The 23,183-nt window shown below is 63.8% G+C and carries 20 protein-coding genes; 11 read left to right on the top strand and 9 right to left on the bottom strand.

The window, feature by feature from the left end:
• Positions 1–148: 148 nt before the first annotated feature.
• Positions 149–1,135, bottom strand: a complete 987-nt coding sequence (locus SA496_RS12675) for a fimbrial protein (protein WP_162945808.1) — start codon at positions 1,133–1,135, stop codon at positions 149–151.
• 315 nt (positions 1,136–1,450) lie between these two features.
• Complete coding sequence (locus SA496_RS12670) at positions 1,451–3,349, bottom strand: potassium transporter Kup (protein WP_280359470.1); 1,899 nt, start codon at positions 3,347–3,349, stop codon at positions 1,451–1,453.
• 235 nt (positions 3,350–3,584) lie between these two features.
• On the opposite strand from SA496_RS12670, the gene SA496_RS12665 reads away from it, so the two are divergent.
• On the top strand, positions 3,585–3,722 hold the full coding sequence (locus SA496_RS12665; protein ID WP_153921951.1) for a hypothetical protein: 138 nt from the start codon (positions 3,585–3,587) through the stop codon (positions 3,720–3,722).
• A 286-nt stretch (positions 3,723–4,008) separates the two neighbouring features.
• On the opposite strand, the gene SA496_RS12660 is transcribed toward SA496_RS12665, so the two are convergent.
• The 3 genes from SA496_RS12660 to mltA form a co-directional block, all read right to left on the bottom strand.
• On the bottom strand, positions 4,009–4,986 hold the full coding sequence (locus SA496_RS12660) for a GGDEF domain-containing protein (RefSeq protein ID WP_120650904.1): 978 nt from the start codon (positions 4,984–4,986) through the stop codon (positions 4,009–4,011).
• 75 nt (positions 4,987–5,061) lie between these two features.
• Complete coding sequence (locus tag SA496_RS12655; RefSeq protein WP_120650905.1) at positions 5,062–5,568, bottom strand: GNAT family N-acetyltransferase; 507 nt, start codon at positions 5,566–5,568, stop codon at positions 5,062–5,064.
• A complete protein-coding gene (gene mltA / locus SA496_RS12650) occupies positions 5,565–6,743 on the bottom strand; it encodes a murein transglycosylase A (protein ID WP_330115514.1) in 1,179 nt (392 codons plus the stop codon). The genes SA496_RS12655 and mltA overlap by 4 nt, the downstream gene beginning before the upstream one ends.
• Before the next feature lie 156 nt (positions 6,744–6,899).
• On the opposite strand from mltA, the gene SA496_RS12645 reads away from it, so the two are divergent.
• The 4 genes from SA496_RS12645 (at position 6,900) to SA496_RS12630 (ending at position 11,969) form a co-directional block, all read left to right on the top strand.
• A complete protein-coding gene (locus tag SA496_RS12645) occupies positions 6,900–7,094 on the top strand; it encodes a hypothetical protein (protein WP_120650907.1) in 195 nt (64 codons plus the stop codon).
• A gap of 235 nt (positions 7,095–7,329) precedes the next feature.
• A complete protein-coding gene (gene ilvA / locus SA496_RS12640) occupies positions 7,330–8,910 on the top strand; it encodes a threonine ammonia-lyase, biosynthetic (protein WP_330115513.1) in 1,581 nt (526 codons plus the stop codon).
• 239 nt (positions 8,911–9,149) lie between these two features.
• Positions 9,150–10,760, top strand: a complete 1,611-nt coding sequence (locus SA496_RS12635; RefSeq protein ID WP_120650909.1) for a 5-guanidino-2-oxopentanoate decarboxylase — start codon at positions 9,150–9,152, stop codon at positions 10,758–10,760.
• A 183-nt stretch (positions 10,761–10,943) separates the two neighbouring features.
• Positions 10,944–11,969, top strand: a complete 1,026-nt coding sequence (locus SA496_RS12630; protein ID WP_330115512.1) for a LacI family DNA-binding transcriptional regulator — start codon at positions 10,944–10,946, stop codon at positions 11,967–11,969.
• On the opposite strand, the gene SA496_RS12625 is transcribed toward SA496_RS12630, so the two are convergent.
• Genes SA496_RS12625 through SA496_RS12615 form a run of 3 tightly spaced genes read right to left on the bottom strand, consistent with a single transcriptional unit; the run spans position 11,966 to position 14,753 of the window.
• Complete coding sequence (locus SA496_RS12625) at positions 11,966–12,577, bottom strand: LutC/YkgG family protein (protein ID WP_330115511.1); 612 nt, start codon at positions 12,575–12,577, stop codon at positions 11,966–11,968. The two genes, SA496_RS12630 and SA496_RS12625, sit on opposite strands and share 4 nt — an antisense overlap.
• Positions 12,574–13,986 (bottom strand): lactate utilization protein B, encoded by a 1,413-nt coding sequence (locus tag SA496_RS12620; protein ID WP_330115510.1) that lies wholly within the window; start codon positions 13,984–13,986, stop codon positions 12,574–12,576. The genes SA496_RS12625 and SA496_RS12620 overlap by 4 nt, the downstream gene beginning before the upstream one ends.
• The gene (locus tag SA496_RS12615) at positions 13,986–14,753 is read right to left on the bottom strand and encodes a (Fe-S)-binding protein (RefSeq protein ID WP_330115509.1); all 768 of its coding nucleotides are present in this window, start codon (positions 14,751–14,753) and stop codon (positions 13,986–13,988) included. The genes SA496_RS12620 and SA496_RS12615 overlap by 1 nt, the downstream gene beginning before the upstream one ends.
• Positions 14,754–14,863: 110 nt before the next feature.
• Between SA496_RS12615 and SA496_RS12610 the strand changes: the two genes are divergently transcribed.
• The 3 genes from SA496_RS12610 (at position 14,864) to SA496_RS12600 (ending at position 17,985) form a co-directional block, all read left to right on the top strand.
• A complete protein-coding gene (locus tag SA496_RS12610; RefSeq protein ID WP_120650914.1) occupies positions 14,864–15,703 on the top strand; it encodes a helix-turn-helix transcriptional regulator in 840 nt (279 codons plus the stop codon).
• 109 nt (positions 15,704–15,812) lie between these two features.
• Complete coding sequence (locus SA496_RS12605; RefSeq protein WP_330115508.1) at positions 15,813–17,060, top strand: Zn-dependent hydrolase; 1,248 nt, start codon at positions 15,813–15,815, stop codon at positions 17,058–17,060.
• 13 nt (positions 17,061–17,073) lie between these two features.
• On the top strand, positions 17,074–17,985 hold the full coding sequence (locus SA496_RS12600) for a dimethylarginine dimethylaminohydrolase family protein (RefSeq protein WP_330115507.1): 912 nt from the start codon (positions 17,074–17,076) through the stop codon (positions 17,983–17,985).
• 76 nt (positions 17,986–18,061) lie between these two features.
• On the opposite strand, the gene SA496_RS12595 is transcribed toward SA496_RS12600, so the two are convergent.
• Positions 18,062–18,970 carry a LysR substrate-binding domain-containing protein gene (locus tag SA496_RS12595; RefSeq protein WP_256660949.1) on the bottom strand — a complete coding sequence of 303 codons (909 nt, stop codon included), beginning with the start codon at positions 18,968–18,970 and terminating at the stop codon, positions 18,062–18,064.
• Positions 18,971–19,150: 180 nt separating this feature from the next.
• Between SA496_RS12595 and SA496_RS12590 the strand changes: the two genes are divergently transcribed.
• The 3 genes from SA496_RS12590 to SA496_RS12580 all read left to right on the top strand — a co-directional run bounded on the left by SA496_RS12590 (position 19,151) and on the right by SA496_RS12580 (position 23,182).
• A complete protein-coding gene (locus tag SA496_RS12590) occupies positions 19,151–19,891 on the top strand; it encodes a class II aldolase/adducin family protein (protein WP_120650917.1) in 741 nt (246 codons plus the stop codon).
• An 89-nt stretch (positions 19,892–19,980) separates the two neighbouring features.
• A complete protein-coding gene (locus SA496_RS12585) occupies positions 19,981–21,372 on the top strand; it encodes a YjiH family protein (RefSeq protein WP_120650918.1) in 1,392 nt (463 codons plus the stop codon).
• Between the two features lie 73 nt (positions 21,373–21,445).
• Positions 21,446–23,182, top strand: coding sequence for an amidohydrolase (locus SA496_RS12580; RefSeq protein WP_330115506.1), 1,737 nt, complete (start codon positions 21,446–21,448; stop codon positions 23,180–23,182).
• The last annotated feature ends 1 nt before the right edge of the window (position 23,183 follow it).

The following is a 23,183-nucleotide window of genomic DNA, read 5'->3' as shown; positions in this document are numbered from 1 at the left end:
ATTTGGTAATTCGTTTTGGATATTTAAAGGCGAACGCTCGTTTGGCGCGTGCGGCGCCCCAGGGGCTGTGACTGCTTGATCCGAAAAGAAGAAGCCAGGGCGTGGGCCCTGGCTTCCAGTCGTTTCAGTGAATCGTGGTTTCGACGAGTCAGAAGTGAGTCACCTCGACGATGACGCCTGCACTGAAGGGGCCGATCTGGGGTCGGTTTTCCCGCCAGAGCAGGTCGGCCCGGAAGGGAACCCTGACGACTTCCCGATAGGAGCCGCTGTGCAGGCTGAACCATTTGTTGAGGGGGGCGGTGGTTCTGTGATCGGGCCTTACCAGGGAGATGCCGACCGAGGGGTTGTCGTCGGGAACGAGCATGCCGGCGGCATCGGTGGCGGTGACCGGTGTGAATTTGGCTTCACTGGAAAATATGTCCTTGCTGCACGTCCTGGATATTTCAAGGTTGAAGTCGACGGCGCTGGCGACCTTGCCCCGTTGTGCGTCCCGGGCGTGGACCATGGGGAAGGTGATGTGATCGGGAACGAGGCTGAGTGTGGGAGTACAGGCAGAAGAGCGCACAAGCTGCAAGTTGTAGATAGTAGGAATGAACAACTGTCTGGCTGACAGGGAAGTATCACGGTCAACAGTGAATACAGTGTATGTCCCCACTTGGGTGGCCATGCCCGACGGCGGAAAGACGCCTCGCTTGAGCACGACAAGGCTGAAATCGAGGGTGAAATTGGCATGTCGCCCACACATCCCCGGTTTTCCATCGATTCCGCACACCATTTCTGTTTGAACGCCGGTAGGGATCTTCTCTCCCGTGCGCGTGTATATCTTTCCGCCAAAACGCATACCTACTTCAATGCCGCCATCGATTTTGTGGCTTTTCGGATTCACATAGATGGAAATGGGGATCTGGTCGCCGAGGCCCCCAGGGTCAAAGGCGTCCGCCCGACAGGACACTTTTCGGCTGAGTGGTTCGGATTCCCAGACGATGGTTCCATCCTCCAGGTCGGCGCCTACGGCCAGTCCGCGGGGCAGCGTAAAACTTCCACCGTTTCCCTGACAAAGCATTGCGAGGCTGGTTGAAGGGTGAAGGAGTATCAACAGTAGCGTTGGAAGAATGAGTTTGCTGATGTAGCGCATGGGCCGGTTGTCCTGAATCCATTTCTCGATCATCGATGGCCGCACGCGAACACATGAGGGCGAACGGCCGTGAGTAACGCCAGATTTCCGGGGCATCACTTTCTGTGTTACGGGAAATGAGGACAAGGCGAGGACGTGTGCGCTGTCTGTGCAAATTGTCCGAACACACTGTAGGCAGTCGGGCAGCCTTTAATTGGCCTTGAGCGTCGAAGCGCCTGGCGAGGGGAAGTGGAAAAGGCTCGACCTGTTGCGGGCCAAGCCTATGGGACTGGATGGAACCGGGGCGCCGGAGGGAGCGGTGGCGCCAGCCGGGGGTCAGATCTCGACCTGGGTGCCCAGTTCGATCACTCGGTTCACGGGCAGCTGGAAGTAGCGCAGGCTGCTGTTGGCGTTCTTGTGCAGGAAGGCGAACAACCCTTCCCGCCAGAGCGACATGCCCAGGCCCTTGGTGGGAATCACCGTCTCGCGGCTGAGGAAGTAGGTCGTGCGCATGGGCGTGAAATCCAGGCCTTCCAGGCGACAGGTGCTCAGCGCTTCCGGGACGTTGGGCTCTTCCATGAAGCCGAAATGCAGCAGCACCCGGTAGAAGCCGCCGTCGTAGCGGGTGACTTCGAAGCGTTGACCATCCTCGATACGCGGCGTGTCGCGAGTCACGACGGTCAGCAGCACCACTTGCTGATGCAGGACCTGGTTATGCAGCAGGTTGTGCAGCAGTGCATGGGGCACGGCGTCGGGGCTGGCACTGAGGAACACTGCAGTACCTTCGACGCGGTGCGGCGGCTGCAGGCAGATGCTGTCGATGAAGCCACGCAGGGGCAGGGCGGTTTCGTCGAGGCGCTCGATGAGGATGCGCTTGCCGCTTTTCCAGGTGGTCATCAGGAGGAAGAGGATCACCCCGGCGATCACCGGGAAGGCGCCGCCCTGGAAGATCTTCGGCACGTTGGCGCTGAAGAACAGCGAGTCGACGATCAGGAAACCCAGTAGCAAAGGCACTGCCAGCCAGCGTGGCACGCGCCAGAGCAGCAGCATCACCGCCGAAACCAGCAGGGTGTCGATCAGCATGGTAGTGGTCACGGCCACGCCATAGGCTGCCGCGAGGGCGCCGGATGAGCCGAAGCCGATCACCAGCAACACCACGCAGGTCATCAGCGCCCAGTTCACCACGCCGATATAGATCTGTCCCTGCGCTGCGCTCGAGGTGTGCTGGATCTGCATGCGTGGGATGTAGCCGAGCTGGATGGCTTGCTGGCTCAGCGAGAAGGCGCCGGAGATCACGGCCTGAGAAGCGATGACGGTGGCCAGGGTGGCGAGGCCGATCATGGGCAGCAGCGCCCATTCGGGGGCCAGCAGGTAGAAGGGGTTGCGGGCGGCCGCCGGGTTGGCGAGCAACAGGGCGCCCTGGCCGAAGTAATTCAGCACCAGGCCGGGCAGCACCAGGCTGAACCAGGCGCGGGCAATCGGCTTGCGGCCGAAATGCCCCATGTCGGCGTACAGGGCTTCGGCGCCGGTCAGGGCCAGTACCACCGCACCGAGGATGGTCACGCCAATGCCGGGATGGGCCAGGAAGAAGTTCAAGGCCCACCAGGGATTCATCGCCTGGAGCACTTCGGGGTGTTGGACGATGCCGTAGACGCCCAGTACGCCCAGCACTACGAACCAGACCACCATTACCGGGCCGAAGAGAATGCCGATGCGGGCCGTACCGTGCTTCTGGATCAGGAACAGGCCAATCAGCAGTACAACGGTCACCGGCACCACCCAATGGCTCAGGCCCGGCAGGGCGACATCCAGACCTTCGACTGCGGATAACACGGAGATGGCCGGGGTGATCATGCTGTCGCCGTAGAACAGTGCCGTACCGAACAGGCCCAGCAGCACCAGCAATTTGCTCAGTCTCGGGTAGGCCGCCGTGGCGCGGCGGGCCAGTGCGGTCAGGGCCATCACGCCGCCTTCGCCGCCATTGTCGGCGCGCAACATGAACATCACGTACTTCAGCGACACCACCCAGAGCAGCGACCAGAGTACGAGGGACAGGATGCCGTACACCCCCTCGGGATTGACCTGTACGCCGTAATGGCCGGCGAATACTTCTTTCAGGGTGTACAGCGGGCTGGTGCCGATGTCGCCGTAGACCACACCGGCTGCGGCCACGAGCAGGCCGAACGAGGAATGAGGGCGAGCATGGGTGTGCTGCTCCAGGACGTTGGAACTCATGGAATCACTCCTGGGGGCTCGGTGCGGAGGGCGTCGGGGTCACGGCGTTGGTGCGGATCGGGTATGGCGGCGAACTGCCAAAAAGGGGCGGCAAGTATCCGTTGTGGGCGCAGCCGGCGGCGTAAAAAATGCGTAAAAAAGTCAGCGCCCGACCGGCTGGCGCCCGTCACTTGTGAGTGATCCCGGGGCTTATATGCTGAATGCTGTAGTCGGTCGAATGATGCGGAGGTGTGCGATGAGCGTTAATGCACTGGGTCTGATCGTCATCGGTTGCCTGTTCTTCGGCTGCATCGGCATGGTGCTGTGGGGCAACCGTCCTCTGGTCAAGGATTGGTTCGATCACCACCACTGGCACTGGCCACGGTTCCACTGATGCGGCGAATCAGCCCCTCTTTGGAGGGGCTGTGCTTTTGGGGGACGCGTCGCTCAGGGGAAGCTCAAAAAGGACCGCCACGGTGCCAAGGCGCAAACAGGCACTTCATCCCGTGACGGCCAAGCTCAAGAACGATGAGCAGCTTTAAAATGCATCGTTTTTGCATCTGGCGGTGTGCCATTAGCGCCGGCCATTTGACCGTACAGGCCGAAAGCAGCGCCCGGATTCCGATGGTCCGTGTTTGCCGGGCATACGGCGCACCCCAATGTGACGCTCCGGGCGAAGGTCAGTGACCTTCGCCCTGCTCGACGGGTACTGCCGCACTAATCCAGTGGGCTGACTCCAGGCGATTTCGGCCGCGTTGCTTTGCCTTGTAGAGCAACCGGTCGACGGCCTGGATGAAGGGCAGGGGCTGTTCATCGTGGCGGGGCACAACGGTGCCGACCCCCAGGCTGATGGTGAGCAGTGAGGCGATGCTGGATTTCTCGTGGGGTATGCACTGCTCGCGGATCAGCTTGCGGCAGCGCTCGGCCACTTGGCGAGCGGCGGGTTCATCGGTACCCGGGAGGATCAGCACGAACTCTTCTCCGCCGAAGCGGGCGACGAAGTCACGAGGGCGGATGGCGGCGTTCATCAGCGCACGGCCGACGCTCTTCAGGCAGTCATCGCCCTGGATATGGCCATAGTGGTCGTTGTACTGCTTGAAGTAGTCGATATCGAGGAGGATCAGCGACAACGGCTCGCCGGTGCGTTGGGCACTTGCCCACTCCACGTCGAGCATCGAATCGAACATGCGCCGGTTGGCCACGCCGGTAAGGCCATCCTTGTAGGAATACTCTTCGAGCTGCTTCTGCAGGTCGATCAGCTGTTGCTCTGCCTTCTTCCGCTCGCTGATGTCGAACATGAAGCCGATCAGTGCTTCCACTTCACCGTCGGCGTCGCGCATGACATGCACCACGTCGCGAATCCATACGTAGTCGCCAGTGGTCGTCAGCGCGCGGTAGTCCGCCTCGTGATCGGTTCCGGCCTGGGACTGTGAAACGCAGAAGGCGACGACCGCATCACGGTCGTCCGGGTGCATGCGTTCGGCCCAGTCATTGACCGAGACCCAACTCGACTGGCTCCAGCCCAACAGCGCTTCGATCTGCGGGCCGATGTAGGCGAAGGTCATGGTCTTCCAGTCGATCTTCCAGGGGATCGCCCGGGTGGACTCCAGCAAGGCCTTGTAGACCTCCTGGGTGGTGGATTCGATGTCGTCGCTCATGGCTGCCCCCGTACTGGCCGACTCGGTTGGCGCCTTCCCTTGCGCAAAGCCTTCTTATACCGAATCGGACGCCGGTCAGGCAGTGGCTTCGAAAGCCACGTGGTAGCTGACCTCACCTACTGGCCACTCACCACTGAAGGACAGTGCCTGGAAGTACTCCGCCGGCACGCCGGGCAGTACCAGCCCCGGCCGTACGACGAAGCCGAAGCGACCGTAATAGGCAGGGTCGCCCAGCAGCACGCAGCCTTGCGCTCCCAGTTCGCGCAAGGCCGCCAGGGCCGCGCCCATGAGTCGCGAACCAATGCCAGTGCCTTGGCGCGCCGGCGCCACGGAGATCGGGCCCAGGCCGTACCAGTTTGGCGCGCCGGAAGAAATGCCTACCGGCGACAGGGCTACGTGGCCAACGATCTCTCCAGCGTCTTCCGCAACCAGGGAAATCGACAACTGCCCGGCACGACGCAAGGCGTTGACGATGAACTGCTCAGTACCGCTGCTGTGAGGGGCTGTGGCGAAAGCAGCGGCAGTCAGGGCCTCTATGGCCGGGATGTCGGCGGGTACTTCCGCGCGGATGCCGAGGCTCATGATTTGCCTCCCTGGACTTGTGGTGCGGGTGAACCGGGCAGAGGAATGCCCTTGGGCCAGAGCAACCAGATCTGGCCTTGTTGTTTCATGTTACCGGCCAGCTCGCCGGCCTCCATGCCAGTGCCCCAGAACAGGTCTGCGCGCACTTCGCCAGCAATCGCGCCGCCGGTGTCCTGGGCGGCGACCGGACGGATCACCGGGCTGCCGTCGGGCCGGGTGGTGGAGAGCCAGAGCAGGCTGCCGAGCGGGATCACCTTACGGTCGATGGCCACGCTGTAGCCGGCGGTAAGCGGCACGTTGAGCGATCCGCGCGGGCCTTCGTTGCTGTCGGGGTTGAGGCCGAAGAACACGAAGCTCGGGTTACTCGCCAGCAGTTCCGGCACCCGCTGCGGGTTGGCTTTCGCCCAGTCGCGAATCCTGCCCATGCTGACTTCTTCCTGCTTCAACTGGCCTTGTTCCACCAGCCAGCGGCCCACCGGGCGATAGGGATGGCCATTCTGGTCGGCATAACCGATGCGCAGTTGGCGCCCGCTCTCCAGTTGGATGCGTCCGGAGCCCTGGATCTGCAGGAACTGCAGGTCCATCGGGTCGGTCAGCCAGGCCAGCACAGGCGCCTTGACGCCCTGGGTGCGGATGGTCGCGGCATCGTCATAGGGCTTGAGCACGCGGCCTTCCAGGCGGCCGCGCAGGCGCTTGCCCTTGAGTTCCGGGTAGAGGCTGTCGAGGGCGACCACGATCATGTCTTCGGGAATCCCGTAGACGGGAACGGGCGTCTGCTCGCTCTGCTCCAGGCTGCCGGCGTAGACCGGTTCGTAGTAGCCAGTGATCAGACCCTGCGGGCTGTTGCGCGAATTGCGCAGGCTGTAGACCTCCAGCTGCGTCTTCAGCCAGGCGCGAATAGCGGCTGGATCATCCGGCACCTGCGCGGCGCTGCTGCAGGTGGTGGACCAGACCGGGTCCTTGGCCAGACGTGCGCAGGCCGAACGCCAGGCGGTGAAACCGGCGATCACGTCGGCGTCGCTGCTGGCAGGGAGTTCTTCCCAACTGGCCTTGGTGTAGGTATCGACCTTGGGCGGTTCGGGCTTGGTGGGTTCCTTGTCGCAACCAGCGAGCAGGGAGAGCAGGGCGGCGACGCACAGCGCCAGCCGGCCCGGACGGTAGAGAGGGGCGATCACGTCGTGATGTTCCAGATGGGAGAATCGAGGCCGGTAGCTTGGTGAATGACGATGGCAACGTCAAATTGGCGGACCGAAGCATTGATCCAAGCCACTGAAATCAAAGAGAAATATTCATCTAATAGGGTGCATGCAGTTTTTCTGGAGCTCCTTGGCGTGACCCGTACCGTTAGAAACTTCCGCAAAACCCTGGACGCTGTGGCGATGAACAACGAGGACGCTGCCTTGGCCGTAATGCGCGCGGCCGATCGCATAGGTGACGCCGTGTTGAAAGAGCAGCTGTTCAATGTGATCCAGCGAATGAACCAGGACGCGGCGGAGCTGCGGATGGTTCGTGATCAAGTCTCCTGACTGTGCAGTTGTAGGAATCTTCCTTTTGCCCCGAGTGCATTTTCTGCTTGACCTGCAGGACCGCGGGCCTCTAGATTGCCCGCCATGACTCAATTCCCTTGGTTGTCCGGCCCCGCGATTATTACCGCCATTCCAGCAGTGGCGGGTTAGCCGACGACCAAACAAAAAACCCGCCCTCGAGGCGGGTTTTTTCCTTCTGTCTCCTGGGCGCCAAGATCGAAACCAGGAGCCCAGCATGACCACCTTCACCACCCAACCCGCCGAACGTCTCACCGAGCGTCCGCTGGATGCGCGCGAAAGCCTGCTCAAGCACTACGTGCGCAAGATCCTCGCCGCGCCGGTGTACGACGTGGCCATCGAAACGCCCCTGCAGCCCGCACGGCAACTGAGTGAGCGCCTCGGCAACCAGGTGCTGCTCAAGCGCGAAGACCTGCAGCCGGTGTATTCCTTCAAGATCCGTGGCGCCTACAACCGCGTGGTGCAGTTGAGCGATGAAGAGCGCGCGCGTGGTGTGATCGCAGCCTCGGCGGGCAACCATGCACAGGGCCTGGCCCTGGCGGCGCGGGAGCTGGGTGTGAAGGCGACCATTGTGATGCCGCGCACCACGCCCGAGCTGAAAGTGCAGGGTGTGCGCTCCCGTGGCGGCAAGGTCGTGCTGCATGGTGATGCCTTCCCCGACGCCCTTGCCCATGCGCTGAAGCTGGCGGAGGAGCAGGGTCTGACGTTCGTGCCGCCCTATGACGATCCGGACGTGATCGCCGGCCAGGGCACCGTCGCCATGGAAATCCTCCGCCAGCACGCCGGCCGCCTGGACGCCATCTTCGTGCCTGTCGGCGGCGGCAGTTTGATCGCCGGCATCGCCGCCTATGTGAAATACCTGCGACCCGAGGTGAAGGTGATTGGCGTCGAACCGGAGGATTCCAATTGCCTGCAGGCCGCCATGGCTGCCGGGGAGAGGGTCGTGCTCAACCAGGTGGGGCTGTTTGCCGATGGTGTGGCGGTGGCCCAGATCGGCGCGCATAACTTCGAGGTCTGCCGGCACTTCGTCGATGAGGTGCTGACGGTGAGCGCGGACGAGATCTGCGCGGCGATCAAGGACATCTACGATGACACCCGCTCCATCACCGAACCCGCTGGCGCGCTGGCCGTGGCCGGGATCAAGAAGTATGTGGAGCGCGAGGGCGCCAGCGGGCAGACCCTGGTGGCCATCGATTCGGGCGCCAACGTCAACTTCGACCGCCTGCGCCATGTGGCCGAACGCGCCGAGCTGGGGGAAAAGCGCGAAGCCATCATCGCCGTGACCCTGCCGGAGCGACCCGGTGCGTTCAAGGCGTTCTGCGAGGCACTGGGCAGGCGCCAGATCACCGAGTTCAACTATCGCTACAACTCGGGAGACGAGGCACACATCTTCGTCGGCGTGCAGACCCATCCGGTTTCCGATCCTCGCGCGGCACTCGTGGCGAGCCTGCAGGACCAGGGCTTCCCGGTACTCGACCTCACAGAGAACGAAGTGGCAAAGATGCATGTGCGCCACATGGTTGGCGGCCGCGCCGCATACATCGGCGAAGAGCGGCTGTTCCGCTTCGAGTTCCCCGAGCGTCCGGGCGCCCTGTTCAACTTCCTCAATAAGCTGGGCGGGCGCTGGAACATCACGCTGTTCCACTACCGCAACCACGGCGCCGCCGACGGTCGTGTGCTGGCCGGTCTGCAAGTGCCGGAGGATGAGAACCACCTGATCTTCGAGGCGTTGGACGAGATCGGTTATCCGTACTGGGAAGAGAGCGACAACCCGGCCTGCAAGCTGTTCCTGGGCTGAGACCGCGGCTGATCCTGGTGTCTTTGTGGGAGCGATTTCATTCGCGAATGCTGGTCTCAGGCCCGCTGCATAGCTGCACGGCAGCGTCGCTGACCGATCGCGATTGAAATCGCTCCCACATGCGAATCAAACCCTCCCGTTCAACCTCGTCGGACAATTCCGACAAAAGCGATGTTAACGCTAACAATCTGGTGTTAGAGTGCGCCCCATTCGTTGACCGATCCTTTGGAGGACTGCCCATGTTGACCTGCGGAGAACTGCTGGTTGAGCTGCTGGAAGGCTTTGGCGTGGATACCGTGTTCGGTATCCCTGGCGTACACACGGTAGAGCTGTATCGCGGCCTGCCCAATACCGCTATCCGTCACGTGACCCCGCGCCACGAGCAGGGCGCAGGCTTCATGGCCGACGGTTACGCCCGCGTGTCCGGCAAGCCGGGCGTGTGCTTCATCATCACTGGCCCGGGGATGACCAACATCACCACTGCCATGGGCCAGGCCTACGCCGACTCCATCCCGATGCTGGTGATTTCCAGCGTCAACAACACCGAGCAGCTGGGCATGGGCGGCGGCCGTCTGCACGAGCTGCCGTCCCAGCGCAACCTGGTTTCTGGCGTTGCCGCCTTCAGCCACACCCTGATGCGCCCCGACGAGCTGCCGGACGTACTGACTCGCGCCTTCGCCGTATTCAATGGTGCGCGTCCGCGCCCTGTGCACATCGAGATTCCGATCGACGTGATCACGGCCCCAGCCGACCACGTACGCCGCAAGCTGGGCGCTCTGCCGAGCCGCCCCGGTCCTTGCCTGGACGCCATCGCCCGCGCAGCCGAAATGCTCAAGGGCGCCAAGCGTCCGCTGGTACTGCTGGGTGGCGGTTGCGCCGACGCCGGCGCTGAAGCACAGCGCCTGGTCGAAGCACTGGATGCGCCTACCGCCTACACCATCAACGCCAAGGGCGTGCTGCCCAAGAGCCATCCGCTGGCGCTGGGCTGCAACCAGGCCTGGGTGCCGGTGCGCCAGATGGTGCTGGAGTCCGACGTGGTGCTGGCCATCGGCACCGAGCTTGGCGAGACCGACTATGACGTGGTGTTCGACGGTAACTTCCGGATCGAGAGCCAGCTGATTCGCATCGACATCGACGCCGAGCAACTGAACCGTAACTACCCGGCCGACATCGCCATCCTCAGTGACTCTCGCAAGGCAATGGCTGCCCTGGCCGATGCGCTGGGCGCGAAGGCTGCTTTCCATGCCGAGAGTGCCGGTTCGAAGCGTGCAGCTGCCGTGCGCGAGCAACTGGACGCGCAGTGGCCGGAAAGCTGGAACGGCCAGCGCAAGGTTCTGGAAACCCTGCAGCAGACCCTGCCGGACCTCATCGTGGCAGGCGACTCGACCCAGCCGGTCTACTCCGGCAACCACCTGTTCGAGGCGACCCGTCCGCGCAGCTGGTTCAACTCCGCCACTGGCTACGGCACGCTGGGCTACGGCCTGCCGGCGGCTGTCGGTGCCAAGCTGGCCGCTCCCGAGCGTCCGGTTATCGCGCTGATTGGCGACGGCGGCATCCAGTTCACCCTGCCGGAACTGGCCTCGGCCGTGGAGGCGGGCGCGCCGATCATCGTGCTGCTGTGGAACAACAGCGGCTACGGCGAGATCAAGCGCTACATGAAGAACCGCGACATTCCCACCATAGGCGTCGACATCTACACCCCGGACTTCCAGGGTCTGGCCCGTGCCTTCGGCTGCAATGCCGAGAAGGCCGAGAGCCTGGAGCATCTGGCCGAGCTGCTGAAGTCCGCCGCCAAGGCCGATCGCCCGACGGTGATCGAAGTGTGGGAGCACGCGGAGTTCCTGGCCTGATCCAGGACCGTTCCCGCTTTGTAGAGGGGCCGCGTTGTGGGAGCGAATTCATTCGCGAAAAAGGGCGACGTCGTCGCTCCGGATTTGTTGGGCAGGTCTTCGACCTGCTTCGCGATTGAAATCGCTCCCACACGGAATGTTCAGGGATAATGCGCCTCCCTGAACACGGCGCCAGAGGCCAGGATGTCGACCAAGAGCAAACCCACCCTGCACGACGTCGCCCAATTGGCCGGGGTATCCGGCATGACGGTGTCGCGGGCGCTGAGCAAGCCGGATATGGTTTCCGAGCGGACTCGGCAGAAGATCGAGCAGGCAGTACGCGAACTGGGTTACGTCCCCAACCTGGCTGCCAGCCAGTTGGTGACCCGACGCAGCGGCATTATCGGTGCGCTGATCACCACCATCACCAATCCCATCCTCGCTGCCACCATCGAGATCCTCCAGCAAGGGTTGGCACGGGCCGGTTACCACCTGCTGATCGGTGAAACCCGCTTCTCCCAGGAAGAAGAAGGCAAGCTGTTGCGCGCTTTCCTTGGGCGCCAGCTCGACGGGCTGATTCTCGCCTACGGCTACCACGCGCCGGAAACACTGGAGCTGCTCCAGTCCACCGATGTTCCGGTGATCGAACTCTGGGACCTGCCCGAGGGCGAAATGCCGCGCCAGCCCGTGGGCCAGGTGGTGGGCTTCTCCAACTGGGCCGCCGGCGCTGCGGCGGGGCGTCACCTGGTGGAGTGCGGTTACCGCAGGCCGGCCTTTTTCGGGTACGACGATGAGCGCGAAAACTTGCGCTTCGCCGGTTTTCGCCAGGCCGTTCTTGACGGATTGGGCATCGAACCGCAGCGTTTCAAGACTTCGCCTGTGCCGCTTATCGATGACGGCGTGGAGGTGATCCAGCGCGTCGCCCGCAGCGAGATCAACTGCGACAGCGCTTTCTTTACCAACGACATGCCGGCCATTGGTGCGCTCTTCACCTGCCAGCGCCTGGGCATCCGGGTTCCTGACGAACTCGCCATTTGCGGCTTCGGCGACCTGCCCATTGCGCGGGTGGCGATGCCCTCGCTGACGACCGTGCGAATCCCGGCCGAGCGCGTGGCCAACGCCACCGTGGAGTTGCTCTGCCAGCGCATTCGCGGCGAGCAATCCTGGGACGCTCTGGTGGATGTGGGCAGTGAACTGGTGGCGCGGGAATCGACGGCGCTAAGGCGTTAAGGCGTCAACAACACGTGCACCGCGCGCGGCCCATGGGCGCCGTAGAGCAACTGGCCGCCAATGTCCGCCGTGCTGGACGGGCCGGTCACCAGATGCACTGCCTGGGTGTCGTGCGCCTTCAGCAACGGCCAGAGTTGCTCCAGGCGAGCCAGAAGCCGGCTGCGTGACAGCACCACCAGGTGATGCTCCGGCAGGAAGTTGAGCCGAGGCGGGTTGTCGGCATTGGCGAGCATCACCAGGCTACCCGTTGCGGCGATGCCGGCGAAGGCCTCGCCCACGGCGACAGTGTGATGGGGCAGGGCGCTGCCGACGTCCACCGGAAGGTCGCGCCAATCCAGGCTGGCCAGGGATGGGGCGAGGGCGACCGGTCCTTCCAGCCGCCGCCGCGCCAGATAGCCGGCAAGGGCGTTGGGCAGCGCCTGCATGCCTGGCACGCATTCCATGGTCACGCCGGTGACGGCGAGCCGTTCGCGCAGGTGTTGTTCCAGGTCGCCGGCAGCGGCCAGGGCAATTGCGCTGGAGAATGGCCTGGACGCCGGGGCATCACCCGGCTGACGCCCGACTGCTAGACGAACCTTGTCGAGGATCGCTGCGCGTGAGTCGCTCATGGTGCATCCCTCTTCTGTTGCTTTTCCCAGAGTTGCTTGAAGGTCGCGCCCTGTGGCGCCGGCATGTCGCGTTCGGCTGTCCAGGCACCTGCAAGGGGCAGGCGACGCAAGCGTCCTCGGCTGCCAGCAACCCGGCGCAGGATTTGCGCGAGCATCGCGCTGGCGAACCGGTAAAGGGCAGGGCGACGCGCCAGGGCGCCCCACAGGCGCAGGCCCCAGCGACTGCCGGTTGGCGTCAGGTGCCGTTGCCACTGCTGATGACGCAGCTCGCGCAGCATGTCTGGCAGAGGAATCTGCATCGGGCAGACTTCTTTGCAGCGGCCATTCAGGGTGCAGGCGTTGGGCAGGTCGCGGGTATCGTCGAGGCCGGCGAGGTTGGGCGTCCAGACCGATCCCATCGGGCCGGGATAGATCCAGCCGTAGGCATGCCCGCCGACCCAGTTGTACACCGGGCAGTTGTCCATGCACGCGGCGCAACGGATGCAGCGCAGCATGGGACGGAATGCGCCGGCGAGCATCTCGCTGCGGCCATTGTCCAGCAACACCACATGGCATTCCTCCGGACCATCATCGGCTGGGCCGCCGTAAATCGAGGTGTAGCTGGTCAGCGGCTGGCCGGTGGCGCTGAGGGCCAGTAGTTGTAGGTGGGTGCCCGCGTCGGCCAGCGTCGGCAACACCTTCTCGATGCTCGCCAGGACGATGCGCACCCGTGGCAGCAGGCTGGTGAGGTCGCCGTTGCCCTCGTTGGTCACCAGCACGTGCGTGCCGTCCTCGGCTACGAGGAAGTTGGCGCCGGTGATGCCTACGTCCGCGTCGATGAACCGCTGGCGCAGCAGTCGACGGGCTTCCGCCAGCAGGTCAGCCGGGTCGAGCAGGTACTCGTCGCGGCCCAGCTCCTGGTGATGCTCATGGAACAGCGCCTGTACCTGCCTGAGCGTCTTGTGGATCGCCGGGCCGTTGATGTGGCTGGGCGGCTCGTCGGCCAACTGAAGGATGTACTCGCCCAGGTCGGTTTCGAAGCGCTGGATGCCGGCGCGGGCCAGGGCAGCGTTGATGCCCATTTCTTCGCCAATCATGGTCTTGCCTTTGATGACCTGACGCGCTCCGGCCTGCCGGCAGATGGCGAGGACTTGCGCTTGGGCCTCCTCCGGCGTGGCGGCCCAGTGGACCTGTACGCCGCGTTGGGCGGCAGCGGCTTCGTAGCGCTCCAGGTAATGGTCGAGGTGCGCCAGGGTGTGATCCTTGATGGCGCGTGCCTCGTCGCGCAGGGCCTGGAAACTGCCGGTGGCACCTACCTGGCGGCGAACGTGGGCGGCGAAATGGCGGTTGTCGGCCATCGCCTCTTGCAGCTCGGGGTCGAACAGCGCGACACGGGCCGCGGACTTGAAGCGCGCTGAACGCAATTCCATCAGTCGCTTCTCCCTTCGCTGATTGCGAGGCCGTCGGTCATGCCCGCCAGCACTTCGGCGGTGTGAAACACCCGTACTGGACTGCCCAGCCGGGTCAGGCGGCCGCTGATGTTGAGCAGGCAACCGAGGTCGCCGCCGAGCACGATGTCGGCGCCGCTGGCATGGATGTTCGCGACCTTCTGGCTGGCCATGCGGGCGGAGATATCGGGGTACTTCACGCAAAAGGTGCCGCCGAAGCCGCAGCAGGTTTCCGCTTCGTCCATTTCCACCTGTTCCAGCTCGTCGACCTCAGCCAACAGGCGCCGTGGTTGGTGCTTGATGCCCAGCTCACGCAGGCCGGAGCAGCTGTCGTGGTAGGTGGCGATGCCAGGCAGGCGTGCGGCGGGACGGAAGTTCATGACTTCGTCGAGGAAGCTCAACAGCTCATGGCTGCGGCCGGCCAGGTCGAGCGCACGTTGATGCCAGGCCGCGTCGTCTTCGAGCAGGTGCGGGTAGTGCAGCTTGAGAAGACTGACACAAGAGCCGGAGGGGCCCACTACGTAGTCGTAGTCGTCGAACGCCTCGATCAGCTTCTGCGCGAGTTCACGCGCGAGTGCTGTGGCACCGCTGTTGAAGGCCGGCTGGCCGCAGCAGGTCTGGTTCGCGGGCACTTCCACCTGGCAGCCGGCCTGCTCCAACAGGCGAACGGCAGCGAAGCCGACACTGGGGCGGTAGAGGTCCATCAGGCAGGTGTGAAAGAGCGCCACGCGAGGTTTCGAGTTGGACATCGGGCACCGGCTGAGTCGAAGTTGGGTGTGGCGGACTCTATGTTAGCGATAACATTCGTGTCAACGCGATACCGGGCAGGGGGTGACCTGCGGTCCGGCGCTGGTGGAGAATGCAGCATTTTCCATACCCGAGTCGCGATGCCTTGAGTTACTCCGTCTTCGACCTTGCCCAGTGGCTACGACGGGAAGCCAGCCTGATCGATGCCATCGGCCAGCCGGAGTTTCCCGCGCGCCTGTTGCAGGCACTCTTCGCTGCGGTGCCCATCGACACGGCCTTCATCGTCGCCCATGCCCCGGGCCAACCCCCGCTCATGCTGGAGGAAGGGCGAGTGTTGCCCGCGCGGCGCGAGGAGGTTCATCGCTATCTGGCCGGTCCCTACCTGCTGGACCCGGTGCATCTGGCGTGTGTCGAGGGGCGTCGCCAGGGGTTGGTGCGGCTGGCGGATATCGCCCCCGACCAGTTCCAGGAGTCTGAGTACTACCGCAATTTCTACTCCTCCCACGGTCTGGCGGATGAAGTGAACATTCTCATCCGCCTGGAGGGCGCGGGCGGTATTGCCCTGTCGATGGGGCGAATCGCTTCTCACGGCGCCTTCGCGCCCGAGGAACTTTCCGTACTGGCTTCCATCGAGCCCATGGTGGCCGCTGTTGCCCGCAGGCACTGGGCTTCGGAAGCGGTCAGCGGCGATGGCGCAGGGCAGGCCCTGCACGCGCAGTTGGAACGCGCCTTCAACCGCTTCGGTGGTGACTGCCTGACTGATCGGGAGGCTGAAGTCGCGCGGCTGATCCTACGGGGGCACTCGTCGAAATCGGTGGCGCATGAACTGGCTATCAGCGCAGATACGGTGCGGGTCCATCGCAAGAACATCCATGCAAAGCTCGGCATCAGCTCCCAGGGCGAACTGTTCTCGCTGTTCCTGGCCGCCATCGCCACGCCGGGCGCGGCATGACCGGGCACTTACCCTAATCTGGGTATGGTTCCGTCCGATGGCCTTACCTAGGCTGTCCCCCCATCGTCACCACCGGCCGCGCGCCGGTGGCCAACCGGGAGACAGCTGCATGGCCAACACACAAATCCATTCATTGCGTATCAGCGGCGAGCGCCTCTGGGGCCGCCTCATGGACATGGCGCGGATCGGTGCCACCGAGCAGGGCGGTTGCAACCGGCAGGCCCTGACCGACCTGGACAAGGCCGGTCGCGACCTTTTCGTGGGCTGGTGCCGCGAAGCGGGTTGTGAGATCAGCGTGGACCAGATGGGCAACGTCTTCGCCCGCCGCGCCGGCCTCGAAGACGACCTGCCGCCGGTGCTCACCGGCTCGCACCTGGATACCCAGCCTACCGGTGGCCGCTTCGACGGCGTCTATGGCGTGCTGGCGGGGCTGGAGGTGATCCAGACCCTGAATGACGCAGGCATTCGCACGCGTGCCCCGCTGGAGGTGGCGGTGTGGACCAACGAAGAGGGCGCGCGCTTCTCGCCGGCCATGATCGGCTCGGGTGTCTGGGCGGGCGCCTTCGACCTTGCCTATGGCCACGGCCGCACTGACAAGCAGGGCACGAGTATCGCCAGCGAACTGGCCCGCATCGGCTACCTGGGCGAGCGCCCCGCGCGGGCTCGCCCACTGGCGGCCTCCTTCGAAGTGCATATCGAGCAGGGGCCGATCCTCGAAACCGAGGGGCTGCAGGTGGGCGTGGTAACCGGGGTGCAAGGTATCCGTTGGTACGACCTGACCCTGGAAGGGCAGCCGGTGCATGCCGGCCCCACGCCGATGACGGTGCGTCGCGATCCATTCATGGGGCTTGGCGCCATCCTTCCGCGCCTTTACCAACTGGCCGAGGAGCATGGGCCCTGGGCTCGCGTGACCTTTGGCGACATCCGCGCCGAGCCCGGCTCGCGCAACACGGTGCCGGAGCGCCTGGTGCTGGCGGTTGACCTGCGACACCCCGACCAGGCTGTGCTGGCGCGGCTGGACGCTGACTTTCGCCGCATCGTTGCCGAGGAGGCCAGTCGTCATCGGTTGCAGGCTGACATTCGCGAGGAATGGCATTCCCCGGCGGTGACATTCAATGGCGACTGCGTGGCGGCCGTGCAAGGCGCGGTGGATGCGCTCGGCTATACGCATCTGCGGATGTGCAGCGGCGCCGGCCATGATTCGGTGTACCTGTCGCGGGTCGTCCCCACCAGCATGATCTTCGTCCCCTGCGAAGGGGGCATCAGCCACAACGAGGCGGAAAACGCCGCACCTGCCGACCTTGAAGCCGGCGCCAACGTCCTGCTGCACGCCATGCTGCGCATGGCTCAAATTTGACCTGGAGAACCTGATGAGCGCATTCACCCTGAAACACCGCCTCGACGGTGGCGACACCCCTCGCCTGGAAAACTGGGGGGCCGATTCCGAATACGGCGTCCTGCGTGACGTCCTGCTCGGGCCGGTGGATCACTACCACTGGCTGGAAACCAGCTCCATCTCGCGCAAGAGCCTGCGCCGTGGCTATCGCTTCGACGCATCCGTGGCGCGTGCCCAGCATGCGGAGATGGTGGACGCGTATCGGGAGGCGGGCGTGACGGTGCACATGCTGCCGACGGACCCGAGTCTGAAGTATCAGGTGTTCGCCCGAGACTCCAGTGTGATGACGCCCTTCGGCCCCATCGTTACCCAGATGGCCCAGTGGTGGCGTCGTGGCGAGTACGCGCCGGTGATCCAGTTCTACAAGGACAACGACATCCCGATCTACGACATGGTCACCGCCGGGTCTTTCGAAGGCGGCGACTTCATGATGCTGCAGCCGGGCGTGATTCTGTGTGGCTATACCGGCGAGCGCTCCCAGGAGCCGGCGGTGCAGCAGATGAAGGGCTGGTTGGAGGCCGAAGGCTGGGAAGTGAAGCTCTACGGCATGGACCCCTTCTTCGTGCACATGGATGCGCTTTGCGTCATGTTGGCCGAGCGTCTGGCCGCCGTGTGCGTGGACGCCGTGGAGCCGGAACTGGTTGACTGGCTGAAGGCCAAGGGCATCGAGATCGTCGATATCCCCTTCAAGGATGCGATGGAGCTGGGCTGCAATGTGGTGGCACTGGGCGAGGGCAGGGTGCTGTTGCCTTCCACCAGCAAGACGCTCAAGGAGAAATGCCTGGCGCTGGGCCTCAAGGTCTATGACCCGGACATCAGCATGATCGCCAAAGGCGGTGGCGGCGTGCATTGCATGTGCCAGCCACTGCGCCGCGATCCGGTCTGACGGCAGCCTTGTCGGGGGAGGGCCGCGGGGCGAACCTGCGGCTCACTCTGCCCTTTAAATCATCCTCCTTCAGGCGCTATCCGCCGCCTGGACCTTCCGCCCATTGCAGCAGCCAGTCGGCAAAGCGCCTGAGTTTCGGGTCGCGGCTCTGCTTCGGTATCACCACGTAGTATTTGCCTGCCACCAGCGGTTGCTGGCAGGCGATCACCAAGTGGCCATCCTTGACCTCGCGATCGACGAAGAAGCGCGGCAGCACGGTCGCCCCGAGGCCGTGCAGGGCTGCGTCGAGCACGAACTGGAAATGTTCCAGGCGCTGGCCGGGCAGGGCCTCTATTTCCTTGGCGGAAAGGCCGGCACTGTGCAGCCAGAGCTGGGTAGAGGACTTGGTCAGGCTGGTGAGTGAGCTGTGGTGGAGCAGGGGATAGCGCAGGATGTCGCGCCGTTCGACGATGGGGCCGAAGCGCTCCAGCAGGTCCGGCGTGCAGACGGCGACCATCTCACCCTCCATCAGCAATCGCGCATCGAACTCCGGCCAGTCGCCGTCGCCGTACAGAATGCCCACGTCATAACCTTCGTGCCGATCATAGAGGCGGCGCAGGTCGTTCATGATTTCCAGTTCGACTTCGGGATGCTCGCGGGCGTACTCCTTGAGCTTGGGCAGCAGCCAGCGGGTGGTGAATGAGGGCTCGGCGCCGACCCGCAGTCGCCCCGAGTGGCTGCTGCGTACGCGCATGGTGGCGGCTTCCAACTGGTCCAGCAGCAGGCTGACTTCTTGCACGTACTCGCGGCCCTGGTCGGTCAGCAGCAGGCGCTGGCGCACCTTCTCCACCAGCGGACAGCCGAGCATGTCTTCCAGATTCTTTATCTGCCGGCTGACGGCGCTCTGGGTGAGGTTCAGCTCCTCGGCGGCGCGGGTCACGCTCATGTGTCGGGCGAAAGCGGCGAAGCAGCTGAGGGAGATCATACTGGGGAGCTGGCGGCGCATCGGAGTTCATTACATTTTGGAATGATTGTCAGCAAGATATATCGATATTCGCACCTGGGCAAGCGCTCTAATCTCAGCCCCGAGGGACCATTGAAGGGTAGGCGCATCCCCCCGGTGCGTAGGCTCACGGACGCGCCGAGCTGCCCAGCGATGTCGATACTTGACCGGCTGGAATGCTCCATGACAACAAGCAGCAATGAACAGATGCTCCGTACCGACCTCGCTGCCGCTTACCGGCTGCTGGAGGTCAATGGTTGGAGCGACCAGGTCTTCACCCATATCTCGGTCAGGCTGCCGACGGATGAGCCTGCTTTCCTGATCAACCAGTATGGCTTGCGCCCGGACGAGGTCACCGCCTCCAACCTGGTGGCCATCGACGTCAACGGCCGCAAGCTCGACGACCGCGCCCCCGAAGTTAACCCCGCCGGTTTCACCATCCACAGCGCCATTCACTTGCACCGCCATGATGCCGTCTGCGTGATGCATACGCACACCCTGGCCGGCATGGCCTTGGCAGCCCTGGAAGAAGGGCTGTTGCCGCTGAACCAGACCAACATGGCCTTCTACGAGCGGGTTGCCTACTACGACTACGAAGGCATTCCGCTGGACCTGGGAGTGCGCCAGCGCATCGTCGCCGCCCTGGGCGACAAGAAGGCCGCCATCCTGCGCAACCATGGACTGCTGACCGTCGGCCGCAGCGTGGCCGAGGCCTACTTCCTGATGTTCTACCTGAACAAGGCCTGCGAGATTCAGCTGGAGGCCATGAAAACTGGCCGCCCGCTGCGCATTCCGTCCCATGAGGATTGTGATTTCACGGCCCGCCAGTTCGACAACGAACGCTACCACCTGGAAAGCGTCGACCTGGTCTGGCAGGCCGAATTGCGTCGACTGGACCGCCTGGACGCAACCTTCAGGGCCTGATGCCCGTTCCGAACGCTTGAATCTGCCGTGCGAGCCGGGGCCACCAGCGACCGGTGCAACATCCACTACAAATACAAAAAGGTGTGACCATGCAAGAACAACCCGATGCCGGATCGGTACTTCCCCAGTCCGGAGGTCCCTTGAGCCAGTACAGCACCGCACAGCTGCTGCGCTTCCTGATCCCGTCGCTGATCGGCGTGATGCTGTTCCTGGTGCCGTTCGAGATCAACGGCAAGAGCAACATCCTCATTGCCTACGTGATCGACTACATCAACGACGTGGTCAAGCCGATGATGGTGCCGGTTACCGTCGGCGTCGCCACCATCCCCAGCCTGCTCACCCTGCTGGTCACCTTCAGCGCGCTGAAGAAGAACCCCAACCGCTTCATCCAGCTGTTCAACCCGGGGCTGGGGTGGACCGCCGTGCGCGTCATCGGCGCCGTGCTGATGGTGATGACCTATTGGAAGATCGGGCCGGAGTGGATCTGGCACCGCAACACCGGCGGCGTGATGCTCTATGACGTCGGCCCGGTCGTTTTGGCCATCTATTTCCTCTCGGCCATCCTGCTGCCGCTGCTCACCGACTATGGCCTGATGGAGTTCGTCGGCAGCCTGGTCAGCCGCGGCTTCGAGAAGCTGTTCGGCCTGCCCGGCCGCGCCGCGGTGGACTGCATGGCCTCCTGGCTGGCGGCCTCCAGCGTGGGCATCATCCTCACCACCCAGCAGTATCGCCAGGGCTACTACACGAGCCGAGAGGCCTGTGTGATCGCCACCAACTTCTCCATTGTGTCGATCGCCTATTCCTACCTGCTGCTCAAACTGATCGGCATGGAGCACGTCTTCGTGCCCTGGTACATCGCAGTGGCCATCACCGGCCTGCTCTGTGCCCTGATCGTGCCCAAGTTGCCGCCGCTGCGTGGCAAGCCGAATGCCTATAACCCCGTCGTGGGCAAGCAACTGAAAACCGATCGTCGCGAAGGCGAAGGCCTGTTCGCCCTGGGCCTGCGCCGCGCCATCGAGCGTGCCGATACCGCGCCGTCGATCTTCGCCCAGGTGCGCCATGGCGTTCACGTGAGCATGGACATCGCCATCTCCGTCTACCCGGCGATGATGGTGATCGGCTGCCTGGGCCTGGCCCTGGTGGAGTTCACTCCGCTGTTCAAGTACATGGCGATCCCGCTGGTGCCCTACTTGGAGCTGCTGCAGTTGCCAGAAGCCGAGAAGGCCGCCCCCGCGCTGCTGGCCGGCATGGTCGACAGCATCATGCCGTCGATCCTGGGTGCCAGCATCCAGAGCGAGGTCACCCGCTTCGTGATGGTGGGCGTGGCGGTCAACCAGATCATCTTCTTCACCGAAGCGGCCATTCTGCTGATTCGTGCCGACATCGGCCTGAAGCTGCGTGACCTGCTGATGATCTACGTGCTGCGGGTTCTGGTTTCGCTGCCGATCCTGGCGCTGCTGGGCCACCTGATCGTTGGCTGACCGGCGCCCGGGGTGCCGCCAGGTACCCCGGCCCCAAGCCCATAACAAGATTCCCGATTCGGACTTCACTGCCATGGATAAACACACCGACTTCCGCTCGTCGAACCTGCCGGGGCCTTCCGGCGCCGCCGACCTCGTGCTGCTCAACGGCCGCATCTACACCGTGGACGAGTCCAACTCCTGGGCCGAAGCGGTGGCCATTCGCGGCGGGCGATTCGTCGCGGTCGGCTCCAGCGCCGAGATGGATGGCCTGATCGGCGCCCATACCCAGGTCCTCGACTTGAAAGGTCGCTTCGCCATGCCCGGCATCTACGACATGCATACCCATCCGGACCTGAAACTGGCGCCGGGCTACGCGGGGTATCTGGAAGTGGGTGTCGAGGACCCGACACCGGAGCAGGTCAAGCAGGCCATTCTCGACTACGCCGCTGCTCATCCTGGCGATGGCTGGGTCTACGGCCAGTATTTTGTCCGTTACACCTTCAAGCAGGCCGGCCTGGTGCCGGATCGCGAATGGCTGGACAGCGTCCTGCCGGATCGTCCGGTGGCCATCCTCGATCGTTCCTGGGGCTGCATGATGGTCAACTCCAGAGCATTGGAGCTGGCCGGTATCGACGCCAATACCCTGGACCCGCGTCATGGCTACATCGAGCGCGACAGCGTGACGGGTGAGCCCACCGGCATCCTGGTCGACGGCGCCTACGCACTGATTCATGCCGCCATGCCGCCGACTCCCCAGCACGCGCTCAAGCGTGCGTACCGCGAAGGCGTCTGGTTCCAGAGCGGTCATGGCGTGGTCGGCACGAAGTACGTGCACGTCTGCGAACACCGCCTCAATGCGCTGAAATCCATCGACCAGGTCGGCGAGCTTTCAGTCCGCGTGGAAGCCGCCATCAGTTGGCAGGACGATATCTTCCCGGTGAAGCGCCGTTGGGAGCTGCTGGCCGGCGAGCGGCACTTCTATAGAAGTGCGCGGCTCAATGCCAATGCGGTGAAGTTCCACTTCGACGGCACCCACGAGTCGCGCTCGTCCTACCTGTCCAGCGCCTGGCCGGGCGAAAGCAGCTGGCGCGGTCACCTCAATCTGACGCCGGAACACATCACTGACATGGTTGTGGACATGGATCGCAAGGGCATCCGCGTGATCGCCCATTGCACCGGCGACGGCGCCTCCGACCTGTTCCTCGATGCCGTAGCCGAAGCGCGTCGGCGTAACGGCGACACTGGCGTGCGCCATCAGTGCGCCCACAGCACCACGCTGCTGGATGCCAACCTGCCGCGCTTCGCCGAGCTGCAGGTAACGGCGGAGTTCTCGCCGGTGGGCTGGTTCCCGTCGTCCTTCGCCAACGCCCGTGCCGTGTTCGGCGAAGACCGCATGCAGCGCGCCTACAACTTCAAGGGTGTGCTGGAGCACGGCGGGGTGGCCGTGATGGGTACCGACTGGCCAGTCTCCAGCATTAATCCCTGGATCGGCTTCGAGGCCATGGTCACTCGCGAGAATCCCTACGGCGAGGAAGAGGGACAGTTCTATGGCAGCCCCATCAGCCTGGAGCAGGCCATTCGCGTGATGACACTCAATGGTGCCTGGTGCATGGGGATCGAAAACAAGGCCGGCTCCATCGAGGTGGGCAAGTCCGCCGACCTCATCGTACTCGATCGCAACCTGTTCGAGGTAACGCCCAAGGGCAACATCCACAACACCCAGGTGCAGCTGACTCTGCTGGAAGGCGAAGTGACCTGGGACCGACATGGCGAGTTCGACGAAACCAGCTACGCCGCCACCTGGCGTGGCGAGTTGCCGAATTTCTGAT

The sequence above is a fragment of the Pseudomonas sp. JS3066 genome (genome assembly GCF_036328175.1).
Taxonomy (GTDB): Bacteria; Pseudomonadota; Gammaproteobacteria; order Pseudomonadales; family Pseudomonadaceae; genus Metapseudomonas.
Note: the sequence above shows the minus strand (reverse complement) of the source record. Positions and strands in the feature narration are given on the sequence as shown.